The organism is Streptomyces sp. NPDC001507, from assembly GCF_042894765.1.
In the GTDB taxonomy this organism is placed as follows: domain Bacteria; phylum Actinomycetota; class Actinomycetes; order Streptomycetales; family Streptomycetaceae; genus Streptomyces.
Genome location: NZ_JBIAVV010000005.1, coordinates 304,707 through 318,247, shown reverse-complemented (window position 1 = coordinate 318,247; position 13,541 = coordinate 304,707). Strand labels below are relative to the sequence as shown.

Annotated in this window: 16 protein-coding genes; 7 read left to right on the top strand and 9 right to left on the bottom strand. The window is 71.7% G+C overall.

The annotated features are described in order from the left end of the window. Positions 1-91 precede the first annotated feature (91 nt). Both ACFY0K_RS18660 and ACFY0K_RS18655 read left to right on the top strand, forming a co-directional pair. The gene (locus ACFY0K_RS18660; protein ID WP_390640753.1) at positions 92-1,222 is read left to right on the top strand and encodes a magnesium and cobalt transport protein CorA; all 1,131 of its coding nucleotides are present in this window, start codon (positions 92-94) and stop codon (positions 1,220-1,222) included. 10 nt (positions 1,223-1,232) lie between these two features. Further along, the gene (locus ACFY0K_RS18655; protein WP_390640752.1) at positions 1,233-1,745 is read left to right on the top strand and encodes a hypothetical protein; all 513 of its coding nucleotides are present in this window, start codon (positions 1,233-1,235) and stop codon (positions 1,743-1,745) included. 102 nt (positions 1,746-1,847) lie between these two features. Here the strand turns inward: ACFY0K_RS18655 and ACFY0K_RS18650 are convergent, their stop codons facing one another. Continuing rightward, positions 1,848-2,573 (bottom strand): hypothetical protein, encoded by a 726-nt coding sequence (locus ACFY0K_RS18650; protein WP_390640751.1) that lies wholly within the window; start codon positions 2,571-2,573, stop codon positions 1,848-1,850. A gap of 199 nt (positions 2,574-2,772) precedes the next feature. On the opposite strand from ACFY0K_RS18650, the gene ACFY0K_RS18645 reads away from it, so the two are divergent. From ACFY0K_RS18645 to ACFY0K_RS18635, 3 genes are read left to right on the top strand one after another with little or no spacing between them, the layout of a single operon-like run. Then, a complete protein-coding gene (locus ACFY0K_RS18645; RefSeq protein WP_390640750.1) occupies positions 2,773-4,092 on the top strand; it encodes a magnesium transporter MgtE N-terminal domain-containing protein in 1,320 nt (439 codons plus the stop codon). Then, complete coding sequence (locus ACFY0K_RS18640) at positions 4,082-4,678, top strand: DUF1003 domain-containing protein (RefSeq protein ID WP_382719478.1); 597 nt, start codon at positions 4,082-4,084, stop codon at positions 4,676-4,678. Before ACFY0K_RS18645 ends, ACFY0K_RS18640 begins: the two co-directional genes overlap by 11 nt. 43 nt (positions 4,679-4,721) lie before the next feature. Further along, a complete protein-coding gene (locus ACFY0K_RS18635) occupies positions 4,722-5,855 on the top strand; it encodes an Mrp/NBP35 family ATP-binding protein (RefSeq protein WP_093499242.1) in 1,134 nt (377 codons plus the stop codon). Between the two features lie 176 nt (positions 5,856-6,031). Here ACFY0K_RS18635 and ACFY0K_RS18630 read toward each other — a convergent pair whose 3' ends face one another. From ACFY0K_RS18630 to sigE, 5 genes are all read right to left on the bottom strand, one after another. Next, complete coding sequence (locus tag ACFY0K_RS18630) at positions 6,032-6,703, bottom strand: hypothetical protein (RefSeq protein WP_351957971.1); 672 nt, start codon at positions 6,701-6,703, stop codon at positions 6,032-6,034. A 238-nt stretch (positions 6,704-6,941) separates the two neighbouring features. Further along, positions 6,942-7,388, bottom strand: a complete 447-nt coding sequence (locus tag ACFY0K_RS18625) for a sec-independent translocase (protein ID WP_390640749.1) — start codon at positions 7,386-7,388, stop codon at positions 6,942-6,944. Positions 7,389-7,587: 199 nt separating this feature from the next. After that, entirely contained in the window at positions 7,588-8,160 is a 573-nt protein-coding gene (locus ACFY0K_RS18620) for a trypsin-like peptidase domain-containing protein (RefSeq protein WP_390640748.1), read from the bottom strand. Positions 8,161-8,290: 130 nt separating this feature from the next. After that, complete coding sequence (locus tag ACFY0K_RS18615) at positions 8,291-9,259, bottom strand: zf-HC2 domain-containing protein (RefSeq protein WP_390640747.1); 969 nt, start codon at positions 9,257-9,259, stop codon at positions 8,291-8,293. Beyond that, the gene (gene sigE, locus ACFY0K_RS18610) at positions 9,256-9,972 is read right to left on the bottom strand and encodes an RNA polymerase sigma factor SigE (protein ID WP_390640746.1); all 717 of its coding nucleotides are present in this window, start codon (positions 9,970-9,972) and stop codon (positions 9,256-9,258) included. The genes ACFY0K_RS18615 and sigE overlap by 4 nt, the downstream gene beginning before the upstream one ends. Before the next feature lie 235 nt (positions 9,973-10,207). Here sigE and ACFY0K_RS18605 point away from each other — a divergent pair, with 235 nt between their 5' ends. Further along, positions 10,208-10,906, top strand: coding sequence for an O-methyltransferase (locus ACFY0K_RS18605; protein ID WP_093499247.1), 699 nt, complete (start codon positions 10,208-10,210; stop codon positions 10,904-10,906). Between the two features lie 112 nt (positions 10,907-11,018). On the opposite strand, the gene ACFY0K_RS18600 is transcribed toward ACFY0K_RS18605, so the two are convergent. Continuing rightward, positions 11,019-11,186, bottom strand: a complete 168-nt coding sequence (locus ACFY0K_RS18600; protein WP_004950282.1) for a DUF3117 domain-containing protein — start codon at positions 11,184-11,186, stop codon at positions 11,019-11,021. Positions 11,187-11,613: 427 nt separating this feature from the next. On the opposite strand from ACFY0K_RS18600, the gene ACFY0K_RS18595 reads away from it, so the two are divergent. Next, entirely contained in the window at positions 11,614-12,417 is an 804-nt protein-coding gene (locus ACFY0K_RS18595; RefSeq protein WP_351502802.1) for an enoyl-CoA hydratase-related protein, read from the top strand. 72 nt (positions 12,418-12,489) lie between these two features. On the opposite strand, the gene ACFY0K_RS18590 is transcribed toward ACFY0K_RS18595, so the two are convergent. Both ACFY0K_RS18590 and ACFY0K_RS18585 read right to left on the bottom strand, forming a co-directional pair. Next, positions 12,490-13,077, bottom strand: a complete 588-nt coding sequence (locus tag ACFY0K_RS18590) for a DNA-3-methyladenine glycosylase I (protein WP_390640966.1) — start codon at positions 13,075-13,077, stop codon at positions 12,490-12,492. Positions 13,078-13,091: 14 nt separating this feature from the next. After that, positions 13,092-13,469, bottom strand: a complete 378-nt coding sequence (locus ACFY0K_RS18585; protein ID WP_351957976.1) for a DivIVA domain-containing protein — start codon at positions 13,467-13,469, stop codon at positions 13,092-13,094. Positions 13,470-13,541: the final 72 nt, after the last annotated feature.

Genomic DNA, 13,541 nt, shown 5'->3' with positions numbered 1-13,541 from the left:
GCCAAACATCCGAAGCCAGGACGTCCCCATTCCGGGTAGTTCCACCCGTTCCTCGGCGGTCTTCCGCTGCCTGTCGCGAAGGAGCCTGCCCATGTCGATGATCCGCGACCTCCGAGCCGTGGTCCGACCTTCCCGCCCCTCGCTGCGCAAGAGCGTGCGGCCGGACAACGGCGCGTACGACACCACCCGCGACCCCGGTACGCCCTCGGCCGTCGTCGACTGCGCCGTCTACCGCGACGGCGCCCGCGTGGAGACCGGCAAGCCGCTGACACCGCACGAGGCGATGCGGCTGGTGCGCCGCGACGGCGGGTTCGTCTGGATCGGCCTGCACGAGCCGACCGAGGCCGAATTCGCCGGTATCGCGAGCGAGTTCGGGCTCCACCCGCTGGCCGTGGAGGACGCCGTCCAGGCCCACCAGCGCCCGAAGCTGGAGCGGTACGACGACTCCCTCTTCACCGTCTTCAAGACCATCCACTACGTCGAGCACGACCAGCTCACCGCCAACAGCGAGGTCGTGGAGACCGGCGAGGTCATGTGCTTCACCGGCCGGGACTTCTTCATCACCGTCCGGCACGGCGGGCAGGGCTCGCTGCGGGCGCTGCGGCACCGGCTCCAGGACGACCCCGAGCTGCTCGTCAAGGGCCCGTCGGCCGTGCTGCACGCCATCGCCGACCACGTCGTGGACGGTTACGTCGCGGTCGCCGACGCGGTGCAGGACGACATCGACGAGGTGGAGACGGAGGTCTTCACGCCGGGCCGCAGGGGCGGCGTCTCCCGCGGTGTCGACTCGGCGCGGATCTACCAACTCAAGCGCGAGGTACTGGAGTTCAAGCGCGCCGTCTCGCCCCTGCTGCGCCCCATGCAGCTGCTGAGCGAGCGGCCGATGCGGCTCGTCGACCCCGACATCCAGAAGTACTTCCGGGACGTCGCCGACCACCTCGCCCGCGTCCAGGAGCAGGTCGTCGGCTTCGACGAGCTCCTCAACTCGATCCTCCAGGCCAACCTCGCGCAGGCGTCCGTCGCGCAGAACGAGGACATGCGCAAGATCACGTCCTGGGCCGCGATCATCGCCGTACCGACGATGGTGTGCGGTGTGTACGGCATGAACTTCAAGCACATGCCCGAGCTGCACTGGCGCTACGGCTACCCGGTGATCATGGCCATCACCGGGGTGATCTGTCTCGGCATCCACCGCACGCTGAAGCGCAACGGCTGGCTCTAGGCTGGTCGCCATGACAAGCGAGCTGCTCGACCAGGCCCTCGTCGAGGAGGCCACGAAGAAGTCCGGCCTCGTCTGGGTGCGGGGCGCCGGGGCGGCGCCGCCACGTGCGGTGTGGCACGCGTGGGCCGACGGCGGCATGTGCCTGGTCGGCGACGGCGCCGAGCAGCCGCTGGGCGGGCTGGCCGACGGAGGGCCGGCGGAGGTGACCGTCCGCAGCAAGGACAAGGGCGGCCGCCTGGTCATCTGGACGGCGACGGTCGCGGAGCTGCCCGCCGGCACCCCCGAGTGGGACGCGGCGGTGGCGGAACTGAAGGGCAAACGCCTCAACGCCCCCGACGGCGAGGCGATGACCGAGCGCTGGGCGAGGGAGTGCAGGGTGCTGCGCCTGACCCCGACGGGGACGACCTCTCCCCTGCCGGCGGAGAACCTGGCCGCGCCCCCGATCCCGTCCCCGGCAACGACCCGGCAGCCGGTCCCGGCCGGCCTGCCCCGGCTGCTGTCGAGACGCCGCAAGTCCAAGTAGCCGAAGCCCAGGCCGAGTTCGGCACCGCCGGACAGCTCCGTCGCGGCGATCCGTCGCGGCGGATCACCGTCGCGGCAGGACGGAGGCCGGGCTCATGGCTCCCTACGACGCCGGCAGCTGCTTCCCGTAGTCGACCGTCTCACCCTTCTCCGGTTCGACCACGCTGAAGTCCTTACCCCAGTCGGAGAAGGTGAGGGTGCCGGCGCCGCCGCCGCGCTCCAGGCGCAGGGGGTACGGCTTGCCCTCGAGGGAGACGTCGAGGCTGCCGCCGGAGCCGCCGTCGCCGGTGATGCGGATCGTGGGGGTACCCGACTGTTCGTGATGACCGGCCGTCGCGAGCGAACCGTGCAGGGTCAGCAGGCCCGAAAGGAGGACGTCCTTGTCCGTGAAGCCGCTGAACTTCTTGTACGCGGGATCCGTCCGCGGCACCTTGACGTACTTGCCGTCGAGCTTGCTCGCCGCGGTCGTGTCGCTGCCGTCGGCGTGGTTCCAGAACCCCGAGTCGGCCTGCAGATACAGCGTGTCGCCCACCCGGAGGAGCTGGAACGTCGAGCCCTTCGAGGTGACCGACCCGGTCCCGCCCTCCTCGTTCAGGCGCATGTCCAGCTCGTACGTGCGCCCGCTCGTGACCACCGTCCCCGCCATCCGCACCGTCGCCACCGACGCGGCCGCCGCCCGCGTCTTCGACTGGATGACGTCCGGCGCCAGCTTGCCCACCCCGTTCGTGCCGGCGTCCGGATCCCCGCCGCATCCGGTGAGGACGGCCAGTGCGCACACTGCGGTGACCAGTGCGGCGTGGCGGGTACGGCCCGGAGCGATGACGGTCACAGGCAGGGCCACCTTTCTGAGGGGTCCGGCAGGGCGTACCGCAGCGTACCGGTGCCCCACCCGCCCGGCGGAGCCGGTCCGTCCGGACCGCCCACCAGGGCGTATCCGATCGGTACGGGCTAGCCTGAAGCCCACCGAGCGGGCAGAAGGGACCGAAAACCACGCAAGCAGTACTCCGGTAGGTAAAGGAAGCAACCCCATGGCAGCCGGCGCTCCCCGCATCTTCGTCTCGCACCTCGCCGGTGTCCCCGCCTTCGATCCCACCGGCGACCAGGTGGGCCGCGTCCGGGACCTCGTCGTCATGCTGCGCGTCGGCCGCCGCCCGCCCCGGCTGCTCGGCCTGGTCGTCGAACTGTCCACCCGGCGCCGCGTCTTCCTGCCCATGACCCGGGTGACCGGCGTCGAGTCCGGCCAGGTCATCACCACCGGCGTGGTCAACGTCCGCCGTTTCGAGCAGCGCCCCACCGAACGCCTCGTCTTCGGCGAGCTCCTCGACCGCCGCGTCCAGCTGGTCGAGACCGGCGAGGAGGTCACGGTCCTCGACCTGGCCGTACAGCAGCTGCCGGCCCGCCGGGACTGGGAGATCGACCGGGTCTTCGTCCGCAAGGGGAAGAAGGGCGCCTTCCGGCGGGCCAGAGGAGAGACGCTCACCGTCGAGTGGTCACAGGTCACCGGTTTCTCCCTGGAGGAGCACGGCCAGGGCGCCGAGAGCCTGCTCGCCACCTTCGAGCAGCTGCGCCCCGCCGACCTCGCCAACGTGCTGCACCACCTCTCCGCCAAGCGCCGCGCCGAGGTGGCCGCGGCCCTCGACGACGACCGTCTGGCCGACGTCCTCGAGGAGCTCCCCGAGGACGACCAGATCGAGATCCTCGGCAAGCTGAAGGAGGAGCGGGCCGCGGACATCCTGGAGGCCATGGACCCGGACGACGCGGCCGACCTGCTCGCCGAACTCCCGGAACCGGACAAGGAACGGCTGCTGAGCCTGATGGAACCGGCCGACGCGGCCGAGATGCGGCGCCTGATGTCGTACGAGGAGCACACGGCGGGCGGTCTGATGACCACCGAGCCGATCGTCCTGCGGCCCGACGCGACCGTGGCCGACGCCCTCGCTCGGGTCCGCAACCCCGACCTCTCCCCGGCCCTGGCCGCTCAGGTCTACGTCTGCCGGCCGCCCGACGAGACCCCGACCGGCAAGTACCTGGGCACCGTGCACTTCCAGCGGCTGCTGCGCGATCCCCCGTACACCCTGGTCAGTTCGCTGGTCTCCGACGACGACCTGCAGCCCCTGGACCCCGACGCCACGCTCCCGGTCATCGCCGGGTTCTTCGCCACGTACGACATGGTCGCGGCGCCGGTGGTGGACGAGGCGGGGTCGCTGCTCGGCGCGGTGACCGTGGACGACGTCCTCGACCACATGCTGCCGGAGGACTGGCGGGAGACCGAGTTCCACCTGGACGAGGGGGACCCGAAGGAGAAGGAGCAGACGGCGGGGAAGGGGGCGGGGATCCATGGCGCCTGAGCGCGAGAGCAGCCGTGAGCGGACGCCGTCCGGCGCCACCGCGGCCGGCCGGTCGCGCGGCCACCGCCTGGACCAGCCGCGCGCGCCGCGGCGCAGGCTGCTGCCGGAGTGGGACCCGGAGGCCTTCGGGCGGCTCTCCGAGCGCATCGCCCGCTTCCTGGGCACCGGGCGGTTCATCGTCTGGATGACGTTCGTGATCATCCTCTGGGTGCTGTGGAACGTCTCGGCACCCGGCAAGCTCCGGTTCGACCAGTACCCGTTCATCTTCCTGACCCTGGCCCTGTCCCTGCAGGCCTCCTACGCGGCCCCGCTGATCCTGCTCGCGCAGAACAGGCAGGACGACCGCGACCGGGTCAACCTCGAACAGGACCGCAAGCAGAACGAGCGGTCCATCGCCGACACCGAGTACCTCACCCGGGAGATCGCCGCCCTGCGCATGGGCCTGGGCGAGGTGGCGACCCGGGACTGGATCCGCTCCGAGCTCCAGGACCTGCTGAAGGACATGGACGAACGGCGGGACGGGCATCACGAACATGCCGTATTCCCGGCAGAACGGTCGGCCAGGCGTGACGTAGACGACCGCTGAGGGGCGTTATAGGGGCCATGCGCCGCGCCGTACCATCGGGGGTATGGCTAGCGAAGACGCGGTGCGCGAGGCACTGGCGACGGTGAACGACCCCGAGATCAACCGACCCATCACCGAACTGGGGATGGTCAAATCGGTGGCCATCGGGGAGGACGGCGCGGTCGCGGTCACCGTGTACCTGACCGTCTCCGGCTGCCCCATGCGGGACACCATCACCCAGCGCGTCACCGAGGCGGTCTCCCGCGTCGAGGGCGTCACCCGCGTCGACGTCACCCTGGACGTGATGAGCGACGAGCAGCGCAAGGAGTTGGCCTCCGCCCTGCGCGGCGGCCAGGCGGAGCGCGAGGTCCCCTTCGCCAAGCCCGGCAGCCTCACCCGCGTCTACGCGGTCGCCTCCGGCAAGGGCGGCGTCGGCAAGTCGTCGGTCACGGTCAACCTGGCCGCCGCGATGGCCGCCGACGGCCTCAAGGTGGGCGTGGTCGACGCGGACATCTACGGCCACTCCGTGCCGCGCATGCTCGGCGCGGACGGCCGCCCGACCCAGGTCGAGAACATGATCATGCCGCCGTCGGCCAACGGGGTGAAGGTCATCTCGATCGGCATGTTCACCCCGGGCAACGCCCCGGTCGTCTGGCGCGGCCCGATGCTGCACCGCGCCCTGCAGCAGTTCCTCGCGGACGTCTACTGGGGCGACCTGGACGTCCTCCTCCTCGACCTCCCGCCCGGCACCGGCGACATCGCCATCTCGGTCGCCCAGCTGGTCCCGAACGCCGAGATCCTGGTCGTGACGACGCCTCAGCAGGCCGCCGCGGAGGTCGCGGAGCGGGCGGGCTCCATCGCGGTCCAGACCCACCAGAAGATCGTCGGCGTCGTCGAGAACATGTCCGGCCTGCCCTGCCCGCACTGCGGCGAGATGGTCGACGTGTTCGGCACGGGCGGCGGGCAGACCGTCGCGGACGGCCTGACCCGTACGACGGGTGCGACGGTCCCCGTCCTCGGCTCCATCCCCATCGACGTCCGCCTCCGGGAAGGCGGCGACGAGGGCAAGCCGGTCGTCCTGACCGACCCGGACTCGCCGGCCGGCGCGGCCCTCCGCGGCATCGCCGGCAAGCTCGGAGGCAGGCAGCGCGGCCTCTCGGGCATGTCCCTGGGCATCACGCCGCGCAACAAGTTCTGAGGGGTACCGGGCAGCGCCCCGTCAGGGGCGCTGGGGGTGCCCCCGGCCGAAGGCTGGGGGAGGAACTGCGCGACCAGCCACCACGCACCCGCAGTCGCACACGCACCGCACCCCCCTACGGCGAAGGGGCGCCAAAGCCCACCGGCGCCCCTTTTCTCATGCGTACGCGGCTTTTCTCATGCGTACGCGGCAACGTCCTTGATCACCGCGAACCCCAGCCCATAGGCCGACATCCCCCGCCCGTACGCCCCGAGGTGCACGCCCTCCTCCGTGGACCCGGCGAGCACCCATCCGAACTCCGACTCCCGGTAGTGGAACGGCGTCGCCACCCCGTCCACCGGCAGCGACAGCGTCGACCACTCCGGCCCGGTCAGCTCGTCCGCCAGCTCCCACGCCGTCTCGGTCTGCTGCTCCAGCCAGTCGTCCCGCAGGCTGTGGTCCATCTGCCCCGGCCAGGTGAAGGACAGCAGCCCGACCCCGGCCAGCCACGCGGCGGACGACACCGACGTGGCCTCCAGCAACCCCGTTCCGTCGGCGCTGCGCCGGGACGGACTCGCCGCGACGGTCACGACGACCGCGAACTTCTCCCGCGGCTCGCCGACGGACGCGGCGAGGTGCTCGTTGCGCACCGAGGGCTCGTCGCCGTGCCCGATCGACCCGTGCTCCACCGCACCGTCGGCCGCCGTACCCACCTGCATCAGCCAGCGCGGCCCCGTGAACGCCTCGTCGAGGCCGTACCAGGGGAAGGGCGCCTCCAGGTAGCCGTCGACCGTGCGGCGGGCGGAGGGGGCCTGCTGTGCGCCCTCCGCGACCGGCGCCTGTCCGTCCACCCGACTTGTCGTCTCCATCTGCCCGGACGCCTCCTAGCTCTCGTCGGTCCGGGGCGGCCCGCCCCCCTTCGGGCGCACTCGTCCGGTCCGCACAACAACTCGGCAGCATATCGACACCGCCGGGACCAGCCGCGAAACCGCCCGGTGCGTGGGTCGCGCGGGCGGCTGGTTCGGCCCGTAAGAGACGTATGAGCGGCGCACACGCGGTATGAAACGCGTCACGTGCGCCGCTCATGCGCGGGTCGGTGTTCGGGACTCAGGTGGCGTCCGCGTCGTAGGGCGGGCGGTCGTCCGTGCCCGGGTCCTCGGGCTTCTTGGTCATGTCGAGCCGGCCGCTCCCCGACCCACCGCTCCCGGCGGACGACGTCGAGGAGTCGGTGTCGCGGCTGTGCACCGCGTCCGTGACCTCGGCCATCTCCTTCTTCAGGTCGAAGCCGTTGCGGATCTCCTTCAGCCCCAGCTCGTCGCTGTCCAGGTGCTTGCGGATGAAGGTCTTGGGGTTGAGGTCCTCGAGCTCGAAGTCCTTGAACTCCGGGCCGAGTTCCTGCCGGATGTCTTCCTTGGCGCTCTCCGAGAACTCCCGGATCTTGCGGATGGTCCGCATGACGTCCTGGATGACCTTCGGGAGCTTGTCCGGACCGAAGACGAGCACGGCGAGCACAATGATCGTCACCAGCTCGAGTGGTCCTATGTCATTGAACACCTGAAGCTCCTTGCGATGTCCTCGGTCTCGGCCCTCCGGTCGCTGTTGCGGCTGTTCCGTGGTCCGGGCCGGGTCCACGGTACCCGGCGGACCTGTCCGACCGGTACTGCCCGAGGTGTCCGACTGCGTGTGTACGACCGGTTTTCCGGGTTGTTTGCCTAGTCGCGACACGCGTGGGGCCCCGCCTGAGACGTTTCTGTCAGTTCCTGTCCGAGGAGCCGGGGCGGTCACGGCGGCCGTCGAGCGGCAGCGGGGTGAGGTCCTGCACGCCCTGCACCTGGACGACGGCGAGGTCGTAGCCGGTGTCCCGGCCGACGACGGTCGCCCGGGCGGTGGCTCCGCTGCCGAACGTCACGGTGATCCGGCCGCCCGCCGCGGCCGCGGGGGCGACGACGTGGTTGTTGGTGAGGATGTGGCCGCGGGTGTCGAGGACGAAGCCGGTGCCGGTGACCTGCTCGCCGGCGCCCGTGCCCGTGCCCGTGACGTGCAGGATGACGACGCTGGGCAGCGCCCGCGCGGCGATCCCGGTGGCGTTGCCCGGCGACCGTCCGGGCGGCGGCGGGCCGGGCTGGGGCGGACCTGGCCGGGACGGATCCGGCTGGAACGGATCCGGCTGGGACAGGCGTACGGCCTCCAGGCCGCCGGTGCGCTCCAGGCTGCTGCCGATCAGCCCGCCGGCCGCCGCGGAGAGCACGGAGAGCAGCAGTGCCCCCACGGCGAACGTCCGCCGGCTCCGTGACCGCCGCCGTGCCGTCGGTATCCCGTCGTCCATGTTCTCCTCGCGGGCTCGCGGAAGCTCGGCTCCGTGTCCGCGGCGGCGCCGCGGGCATGGCCGGGTCACAGGATTCAACCAGGTTCGCGAGTGACCGCGCGGGGCCGTTCAGCAGATGGGCGACGGCCGGTCAGCGGACCGCGCGGGAGGAGCGGGACGGGGACGGCGAGGGTGCCGAGGTGGTGTCGGGGACGGGTGCGGCGAGCAGGCTGGTGCCGGTCGCCCCGGGAACGGCGGTCCACGAGGTGAGGGAGAACGGCGGGTTGGTGCTCAGCGGTCGTATCAGCGGGGAGACCGCGGCCGCGCCGGCCATCACCGGTGCGGTCAGTTCCCGCAGCTTCTGCTGCGCGGCGGCCGGGGAGGGCACTCCGGGCAGCAGCGGCGCGGACACCGAGGTGGGGACGGCGGCGGTGGGACCGAGCAGGGTGCCGGACGACAGCAGCGGGGTGAGCAGGCGGCGGCGCGAGTCGGCGGCCCCGGTCGTGCCCGACCCGGCCGTGCCGGCCGGGGCGACGCTGCCGCCGCCGGTGCCGCTGCGGGCGTCGGCGGCCGGGGTGCCGGGAAGGCCCGCGGTGACGCCGCCGAGGGCGACGGCGGCGAGGGAGACCGCGCCGGCGGCGACGAACGCGAACCGCATGCCGCGCGAGGCGGAGCGGTCGCCGTCCGGGCGGCCGACGGGGTGGATGCGGAAGCCTCGGCCGGCGGCCGCGGCCGGGTCGTGCGGGCGGGCCGGGACGTAGCCGAACTCGAAGCGGTCGTCCCGGCTCAGGCCGAAGACCCCGCCGTCGGATCCGCGTCCCGAGGTGTCTGCCCCGCCGAACGGCGAACCGCCGCCGTCGGGGTCGCCGCCCGCGGGCAGCCCCTGGAGGCGGGCGAGGAAGCTCTCGGAGGGCGGAGGCGGGGCGGCCGCCGCGAAGACGTTCTTCAGGGCGCGCTGGGCGTCCGCCTCGGCCTTGCACCGGGCGCAGGTCGCCAGGTGGGCCAGGACGCGCTCACGCGTCTCGTGACCGAGCTCTCCGTCCACCAGGGCGGAGAGTCGGTCTCCCAGATGCTGCTCGGCGAGCTGCCGCTCGGCCGGTTTCGGTCGTGATCCACTCACGCGGTCGCGCCCCCTCCTCCCAGTGCGGGAACACGGGGCACGAAGGAGCGGCGCTCGGCCCTGCGGGCCTCCGGGGAGCGGTGCGCGAGAGCCTTGCGCAGCTGGGAGCGGCCGCGGTGGATACGGGAGCGGACCGTGCCGAGCTTGACGCCGAGGGTCGCGGCGATCTCCTCGTACGACAGGCCCTCGATGTCGCAGAGCACGACGGCGGCGCGGAACTCGGGCGCGAGGGTGTCCAGGGCCTGCTGGACGTCGGCGTCGAAGTGCGCGTCGTTGAAGGCCTGCGAGGGGGTGGGCTCGCGGCTGGGCAGGCGCTCGGCCGCGTCCTCGCCGAGGGCGTCGAAGCGGATGCGCTGCTTGCGGCGGACCATGTCGAGGAACAGGTTGGTGGTGATGCGGTGCAGCCAGCCCTCGAAGGTGCCCGGGGAGTAGGTGGACAGGGAGCGGAAGACGCGGACGAAGACCTCCTGCGTGAGGTCCTCGGCGTCGTGCTGGTTACCGGTCAGGCGGTAGGCCAGGCGGTAGACGCGGCCGCTGTGCGTGCTGACGATCTCCTCCCACGTGGGCGGAGTCCATGCCTGCCCGTCCGCGTCGGTGGAGAAGGTCGCGGTCCGGTCCTCGCCCGTGGCGAGCGCGGCGGCGTGGCTGGGGTCAGCAGCGGTGTCGTTCACGGATTTCGGCCTGCCTGCCGATCCGAGAAAGCGCCGCAGCACTCCTCCCCGATCCCCAGGCGCAGCCGCACCTCCCCTGTCGGCTCTGGTGGTGTCCAGTGGAGCCCCTACCATAGCCACCTCGCCCGTTAGCACCGGATAAGCGGTTTTACAAGAATTTGATCTGTGCTGGTACGGCTCGTCCGGCCACGACAGCGGGTGGTCCGCCGCCGTCTCGTCATCGTGATCCATTCGTGTCCCCCCGCCTTCTCTTCCACCTCTCTAAACGCCCGGTCCCATCTGCGGGTTCCCGACGCCAACGGATACAGTCACGCCCAGGCAACCACGGGGACAGGAGAGGGTCATTACCGGCAACCGGCAGACGAGCTGGGCGTTCGCCGACGCCTTTGTCGCCGAGGACGAAGCGCTGCGGTGGGCCCGTGACCGGGCCCGCGAGGCAGGGCTGCGCTCGGTGTCGCCCGGCACGGGCGCCGCGCTGCGCATGCTCGCCGCCTCCGTGGACGCCAAGGCGGTCGCCGAGATCGGTACGGGGTGCGGGGTCTCCGGGATGTACCTGCTGCACGGCATGCGTCCGGACGGCGTGCTGACCACCGTGGATCCCGAGCCGGAGCACCAGCAGTTCGCCCGGCAGGCCTTCCGCGCCTGCGGTTTCGCCAGCAACCGGGCCCGCTTCATCCCCGGCCGGGCTCTCGACGTGCTGCCCCGTCTCGCGGACGCCGGCTACGACCTCGTCTTCTGCGACGGGGACCGCCAGGAGTACTCCGACTATCTCGCTGAATCGTTGCGCCTGCTGCGTCCGGGCGGCCTGGTGGTCTTCGAGGGCGTCTTCGCCAACGGCCGCACCGTCGACTCCGGGCCGCAGCCGACCGAGGTGCTGCGGCTGCGCGAGCTGCTGCGCACGGTCCGGGAGAGCCCGGAGCTGGTGCCGTCGCTGCTGCCGGTGGGCGACGGGCTGCTGTGCGCGGTCAAGCGGTAGGCCTCGCGGACCGGGAGCGGGTCCGGGTCGACGCGGGGGGTCCGCATGAACGGCGACGCCCCGGCACCGCTTAGGATGCCGGGGCGGCCGAAAGGGTATGGTCGCTGACGCCTCAGACGACGACGTTCTTGAGGGCGTCGGCAAGCGCCGCGGCCTCGTCAGGGGTCAGCTCGACGACGAGCCGACCGCCGCCTTCGAGCGGAACGCGCATGACGATGCCCCGCCCCTCCTTGGTCACCTCGAGCGGGCCATCACCCGTCCGCGGCTTCATGGCCGCCATGCTGGTTCCCCTTCCTGAAAACAGCTCATCGTCTGCCGACGGCCCCCGAGGGCACGCGCGGTCTCTGGCGGGACACGCGACTCCGGCATCGAACACATTGCTTCCAAGCCATTATCCCGCATCTCAGGACCCGATGACCAACATCAGTCGGCATCGCTTGGGCAACGCGCGCGAGCAAAACCACTCAATTCGGCGATGTGACTGCGATACTTCGCCGCCTCGTGTCCTTACGCCGACCGAGTCGGCTCCGGAATTCTTTGACGCAGGTCACACGCCCGCTTCGGTCCCCCGGCAATGATCTCCGCCATGCTGTCCTTCGGACACGGACGTACTGAGCGGTACGTCAGCCGCGGCGACGCGGACGAACGATGACCGGCGAACGATGACCGACGAAGACGACGGACGAAGACGACGGAGGGGACGCACCATGACCGACACCGTGCTCTACGAGGTGGGCGACGGGCTCGCGACGATCACGCTGAACCGCCCCGAGGCGATGAACGCGCTGAACATCGCGACGAAGGTGGCCCTTCGGGAGGCCGCGCAGGAGGCGGCGGCCGACACGGCTGTCCGGGCGATCCTGCTGACCGCCGCCGGTGACCGGGCGTTCTGCGTGGGCCAGGACCTCAAGGAGCACATCACGCTGCTCGCCTCCGACCGGGAGACCGGGGCGGGGCAGACGATGACGACGGTACGCGAGCACTACAACCCGATCGTGCGGGCGCTGGTGTCGGCGCCGAAGCCGGTCGTCGCCGCCGTGAACGGGGTGGCCGCCGGCGCCGGTTTCGGGTTCGCCCTCGCGGCGGACTACCGGGTGGTCGCCGACACGGCCGCTTTCAACACGTCGTTCGCGGGGGTGGCGCTGACCGCGGACTCCGGCGTCTCGTGGACGCTGCCGCGGGTCGTGGGACCGGGCCGCGCCGCCGACCTGCTGCTCTTTCCCCGGAGCATCAGTGCGCAGGACGCGTACGAGCTGGGCATCGCGAACAAGGTGGTGCCCTCGGCCGAGCTGCGCGCGGAGGCCGAGAAGGTGGCCCGGAAGCTGGCCGAAGGGCCGACTGTGGCGTACGCGGCGCTGAAGGAGGCCGTCGCCTACGGGCTCACGCACTCCCTCGACGAGACGCTGGACAAGGAGGACGAGCTGCAGGCTCGGGCCGGGGCCTCCGAGGATCACGGGATCGCCGTGCAGGCGTTCGTGAACAAGGAGAAGCCGAAGTACCTGGGGCGGTGACGGTCGTGGGGAACTGCGGCTGAGTGGGGGCCGGGCGCGCGGTTCCCCGCGCCCCTTACGGGGCGCGGTCCCCTACGGGGTTCTCCGGGCCACGCAGGTTTCGAGGTGGTCGTCGACCAGACCGCACGCCTGCATCAGGGCGTACGCCGTCGTCGGGCCGATGAAGCGCAGGCCGCGTTTCTTCAGGGCCTTGGAGAGGGCCGTCGACTCGGGGGTCACCGCCTGTACGTCGGCGATGGTCTTCGGTGCGGGACAGGCGCCCGGCTCCGGAGCGTGCGACCAGATCAGGGCGTCCAGCTCGCCGGGCACCCACTCGGCGAGGATCTTCGCGTTGGCCATCGTCGCGTCGATCTTCGATCTGTTGCGGATGATGCCGGGGTCGGCCAGCAGACGGTCGCGGTCCTCGTCGGTGAACGCGGCAACCTTCTCGATGCGGAAGTCGGCGAAGGCGGCCCGGAAGCCGGGGCGGCGGCGCAGGATCGTGATCCAGGAGAGGCCGGACTGGAAGGCCTCCAGGCTGAGGCGTTCGTAGAGGGCGTCGTCACCGTGGACCGGGCGGCCCCACTCGTCGTCGTGGTACGACACGTAGTCCGCGGTGGACAGCGCCCAGGGGCAGCGCAGCCTGCCGTCCGGCCCGGGCACCGCAGCGCCCTCGATCATGTCGGTCGTCTCGCTCATGGCCGGTCCTCCGGCTCGGGCTTGTCCAGCGACGTGTGCGGGCCGTGCGAGGTGTGCGGGCCGCGCGGCCCGGCCTGGGCACCGGCCAGCGCGGACTCCAGGTCGGCGATCCGTGCGTCGCGCTCCGCGAGCTCGGCGCCGAGGCGGCTGAGCGCGTCGTCGACGTCCGCCATGCGGTAGCCGCGCGGGACGAGCGGGAAGCGGATGCTCTCGACGTCCGCGCGGTTCACCGGGCGGTCCGGGGGCAGCGGGTCCGCCAACCGCTCGGGCGCCACCTCGGGCAGCGGTCCGCTCTCGCCACCGCTCACCACGGAGAGGGTGACCGCAGCGACCACGACCGCGAGCGCGACGACGAGGAACAGGAACATAACCATCGCGGTGGGCCCCCAGGCTCGGTGAAGCTCGGTGCAGCAGCACTCGTGGTGCTCAGTGTGCTCAGCGTGCTC

Bases quoted from the DNA above. Each gene is read 5' to 3' on its own strand.
- ACFY0K_RS18660 (WP_390640753.1), top strand. From the start codon at position 92: ATGTCGATGATCCGCGACCTCCGAGCCGTGGTCCGACCTTCCCGCCCC.
- ACFY0K_RS18655 (WP_390640752.1), top strand. From the start codon at position 1,233: ATGACAAGCGAGCTGCTCGACCAGGCCCTCGTCGAGGAGGCCACGAAG.
- ACFY0K_RS18645 (WP_390640750.1), top strand. From the start codon at position 2,773: ATGGCAGCCGGCGCTCCCCGCATCTTCGTCTCGCACCTCGCCGGTGTC.
- ACFY0K_RS18640 (WP_382719478.1), top strand. From the start codon at position 4,082: ATGGCGCCTGAGCGCGAGAGCAGCCGTGAGCGGACGCCGTCCGGCGCC.
- ACFY0K_RS18635 (WP_093499242.1), top strand. From the start codon at position 4,722: ATGGCTAGCGAAGACGCGGTGCGCGAGGCACTGGCGACGGTGAACGAC.
- ACFY0K_RS18630 (WP_351957971.1), bottom strand. From the start codon at position 6,703: ATGGAGACGACAAGTCGGGTGGACGGACAGGCGCCGGTCGCGGAGGGC.
- ACFY0K_RS18620 (WP_390640748.1), bottom strand. From the start codon at position 8,160: ATGGACGACGGGATACCGACGGCACGGCGGCGGTCACGGAGCCGGCGG.
- ACFY0K_RS18600 (WP_004950282.1), bottom strand. From the start codon at position 11,186: ATGGCGGCCATGAAGCCGCGGACGGGTGATGGCCCGCTCGAGGTGACC.
- ACFY0K_RS18595 (WP_351502802.1), top strand. From the start codon at position 11,614: ATGACCGACACCGTGCTCTACGAGGTGGGCGACGGGCTCGCGACGATC.
- ACFY0K_RS18590 (WP_390640966.1), bottom strand. From the start codon at position 13,077: ATGATCGAGGGCGCTGCGGTGCCCGGGCCGGACGGCAGGCTGCGCTGC.
- ACFY0K_RS18585 (WP_351957976.1), bottom strand. From the start codon at position 13,469: ATGGTTATGTTCCTGTTCCTCGTCGTCGCGCTCGCGGTCGTGGTCGCT.